5 protein-coding genes are annotated in these 3,667 nt (G+C 69.4%); 2 read left to right on the top strand and 3 right to left on the bottom strand.

From position 1 onward, the window contains the following. The coding region (locus AB0M20_RS32125; RefSeq protein WP_364304088.1) for an HTH domain-containing protein at positions 1-156 on the bottom strand (156 nt) is incomplete at its 3' end. A 43-nt stretch (positions 157-199) separates the two neighbouring features. Here AB0M20_RS32125 and AB0M20_RS32120 point away from each other — a divergent pair. Continuing rightward, positions 200-1,354 carry a low temperature requirement protein A gene (locus tag AB0M20_RS32120; RefSeq protein ID WP_364304087.1) on the top strand — a complete coding sequence of 385 codons (1,155 nt, stop codon included), beginning with the start codon at positions 200-202 and terminating at the stop codon, positions 1,352-1,354. 23 nt (positions 1,355-1,377) lie between these two features. On the opposite strand, the gene AB0M20_RS32115 is transcribed toward AB0M20_RS32120, so the two are convergent. Both AB0M20_RS32115 and AB0M20_RS32110 read right to left on the bottom strand, forming a co-directional pair. Next, positions 1,378-1,803 carry a DUF350 domain-containing protein gene (locus AB0M20_RS32115; RefSeq protein ID WP_364304086.1) on the bottom strand — a complete coding sequence of 142 codons (426 nt, stop codon included), beginning with the start codon at positions 1,801-1,803 and terminating at the stop codon, positions 1,378-1,380. A 79-nt stretch (positions 1,804-1,882) separates the two neighbouring features. Then, positions 1,883-3,235, bottom strand: a complete 1,353-nt coding sequence (locus AB0M20_RS32110) for a glutamine synthetase family protein (RefSeq protein WP_364304085.1) — start codon at positions 3,233-3,235, stop codon at positions 1,883-1,885. A gap of 111 nt (positions 3,236-3,346) precedes the next feature. Here AB0M20_RS32110 and AB0M20_RS32105 point away from each other — a divergent pair. Further along, positions 3,347-3,667, top strand: a 321-nt coding sequence (locus tag AB0M20_RS32105; RefSeq protein ID WP_364304084.1) for a nitrilase-related carbon-nitrogen hydrolase, incomplete at its 3' end; no start/stop codon positions are given.

The raw sequence follows: 3,667 nt of genomic DNA, 5'->3' as shown, positions 1-3,667 counted from the left end.
GCGCCGCGTCCCCCCCTGCCCCACGGCGCCGCACTCGCGCTCCACGGTGCGCACGCTGACCTCGAAGCGCTCGGCGAGCCACCGGGCGCTCCGCGGCCGCGGGGCCACCGCTCGCAGCTCCTCGACAATGGCGTACAGCCGATCGGTGCGGTTCATAACGAGGACCCTAGAGCGGGGGTACGACAAGTAGGGTGCGCGCATGTCGCAGGCACCCGACACCGCGCCGATCAGGGTCTCCACCCTCGAGCTCTTCCTCGACCTCGTCTTCGTCTTCACCATCACTCAGCTGACCGAGACGCTCACCGAGCACCCCACGGCCGCGACCTTCGGCAACGTGGCGCTCATTCTGGCCGTCGTCTGGTGGATGTACGGCGGGTACGCCTGGCTGACCAACGCGGTGGCGCCGAACAGCACCACGCGGCGCACGCTGCTGCTGGTCGGGATGGCCGGCTTCCTGGTCGTGGCGCTGGCCATCCCGGAGGCGTTCGGCGAGAGCGGCTGGCTCTTCGGCGCGGCTTATCTGGTGGTCAACGTCGTGCATTCGCTGCTGTTCGCCCACAGCGGCGGCCGGGTGCGGGTGCCGCTGAGCAGGCTCGCCCCGATCAACGTGACCGCCGCGGTGCTGGTGCTGGCTGGTGGGTTCCTGCCCGAGCCGTTCCGGCACATCGCCTGGGTGCTGGCGCCGATTCTGCAGATCTCCTCCCGATGGCTGTTACGGCCGCAGATGCACCGCAATTCCGCCGGCCACTTCGCCGAACGGCACGGGCTGGTCATGATCATCGCGATCGGTGAGTCGATCATCGCGATCGGGCTCGGCTTCCGCGGCGTCGAGCTCGGGGCCGGCGCGATCCTGGTGGCGGTCCTCGGGCTGTGCATCGCGTACTACCTGTGGTGGGCCTACTTCGCCGGCGACGACGAACGGGCCGAGCACGTGCTGGCGCACGCCGCCGACGAGCCGGCCCGGGCCCGCCTGGCCCTGGACGCCTGGGGCTTCGCGCACTTCCCGATGCTGCTCGGCATCGTCGTGGCCGCGGCCGGCATCAAGAAGTCGGTGGGCCACGCCTTCGAGGCGCTGCACTGGGGCGAGGCGATCATGCTGAGCGGCGGCGTCGCGATCTACCTGCTCGGCCACGCGGCGTTCCTGCGCCGCCTGAGCCTGGACGGCGTGATTCACCGCGTGGCGGCGGCCGCGCTGGTGCTGGCGGTGATCCCGCTGGGCCACGTCATGGCGGTGGCCCAGCTGGCCGCGATCCCGCTGATCATGATCGCGGCCGCCATCGCCGAGGACGTGCCGAAGATGCGCCGCACAGGGTCGACCAGCATCAGCAGCTTCGGCCGTACCCCCAGCGCTTAGGCCTGTCCAGGGCGATCTATGCCTCAGGCGATGCAGGCGGAGACGATCAGGGCCGCGCCGAAGTGGGCGGCGGCGCTCACCGTCGCGCCCGGGTGACGATCGGGGGTGCAGATGACCTCGCCCAGCTTCCCGGGGGTCAGCCAGTCGAGCACGATGAAGCCGAAGCCCATGATGGCGATGCCGATGATCCCGAAGATCAGGGTGGACGCCACGCCCTGGCCGAACGAGTCGTAGCTGGTGAAGATCGCGGTGAACACGATGACCGCGATGCCGAGCTGGTTCGCGGCCAGCAGCAGCGCCGCGTTCGGGTTCCTGTCCCGCCAGATCAGGTCCCTGAGCTTGCCCGGCGTCAGCAGGTCCACCATCACGAAGCCGACCGCCATCAGGCCGACCCCGAGAAGTCCGAACACGACACTACGTCCGGCGCCGTTCAGCAGATCTTCCAGCACGACTTCCCCCTCGTCACATTGATTCGACAGGCACCGTATCGGACCTGCGCGAATACCTGATCCACCGAGGGCTGAAAAGTTATAGCGCGCCGAGATAACGCTCGCGCTCGTACGGGGTCACCTCGCGCCGGTACTGCTCCCATTCGGCCCGTTTGTTCCGCAGGAAGAAGTCGAAGACGTGCTCACCGAGGACCTCGGGCACCAGCTCGGACCGCTCCATCACGTCGATCGCCTCGGACAGGTTCTCCGGCAGTGCTTCGTACCCAGCTGCCTTGCGCTCGGCGGACGACAGCGACCAGACGTCGTCCTCGGCGCCCGGCGGCAGCTCGTACCCCTCCTCGATGCCCTTGAGCCCGGCGCCGAGCAGCACCGCGAAGGCCAGGTAGGGGTTGGTCGCCGAGTCGATCGAGCGGATCTCCACGCGGGCCGAGTTGGACTTGCCGAACGCCGGCACGCGCACCAGCGCCGAGCGGTTCAGGTGTCCCCAGCTCACGAAGGCCGGCGACTCGGTGATCCGGTCGGGCAGCTGCATCGGGAAGAGCCGCTTGTACGAGTTGACCCACTGGTTGGTGACCGCCGTGTACTCGCGGGCGTGGGTCAGCAGGCCGGCGATGAACGCCCGCGCGGTCTTCGACAGCTTGAGCGGGTCGTCGCCGTCGAAGAACGCGTTGCGCTCGCCCTCGAACAGCGACAGGTGGGTGTGCATGCCGCTGCCGGGCTGGTCGGTGAACGGCTTCGGCATGAAGGTCGCGCGTACGCCCTGCGACAGCGCCACCTCCTTCACCACGTGCCGGAACGTCATGATGTTGTCCGCGGTGGTGAGCGCGTCGGCATACCGCAGGTCGATCTCCTGCTGGCCGGGCGCGACCTCGTGGTGGCTGAACTCGACCGAGATGCCGATCCGCTCCAGCGCGAGCACGGCCTGGCGGCGGAAGTCGCGGGCCACCGAGTGGGTGGTGTGGTCGAAGTAGCCGCCGGTGTCCACCGGGACGGGCACCCGGCCGTCCAGCGGGTCGTCCTTGATCAGGAAGAACTCGACCTCGGGGTGGGTGTAGAAGGTGAAGCCCTTCTCCGCCGCCTTGGCCAGCATCCGGCGCAGCACGTGCCGGGGGTCGGCCCACGCCGCGTTGCCGTCGGGCAGCAGGATGTCGCAGAACATCCGGGCGCTCTCGCCGTCGGCCCCGCCCTCGAAGGGGAAGACCTGGAACGTCGTGGGGTCCGGCATGGCGACCATGTCGGACTCGTACACCCGGGCGAAGCCCTCGATCGCCGAGCCGTCGATGCCCATGCCCTCCTCGAAGGCGGACTCGAGCTCGGCCGGAGCCACGGACACACTTTTCAGGGTGCCCAGCACGTCGGTGAACCAAAGCCGGACAAAACGGATGTCGCGCTCCTCGAGCGTCCGAAGCACGAACTCCTGCTGTCGGTCCACGTCAACCCCTCGTGTCGAGCACTGGCCGCCCAGTCTCCCCGGGCCCCGTTACGCAGAGATTACGCTGACCATCACGTGGTCCGACGCAGGGAGTGCGGAACAATGGACGGCATGCCCACGCTGCGGATCGCACTCGCCCAGGTGAACTCCACGGTCGGTGACCTGCCCGGCAACGCCGCCACGGTGCGGCGGTCGACGCGCGCGGCCGCCGCCGCCGGGGCGCAGCTGGTCGCCTTCCCCGAGATGATGCTGACCGGCTATCCGATCGAGGACCTGGTCTTCCGCGACTCCTTCGTGGCCGCCTCGCAGCGCGCACTCGGGCAGCTCGCGGACGATCTGGCGGCCGACGGCCTGGGCGAGGTGGCCGTCGTGGTCGGCTACGTGGACGCCGACGGGCCGCCGCCGACCAGCGCCGACGCGGTGGCCGGCAGC

The organism is Actinoplanes sp. NPDC051633, assembly GCF_040681735.1.
Lineage (GTDB): Bacteria > Actinomycetota > Actinomycetes > Mycobacteriales > Micromonosporaceae > Actinoplanes.
The sequence above is the reverse complement of the archived record's forward strand: the minus strand, read 5'-3'. Positions and strand labels throughout refer to the sequence as shown.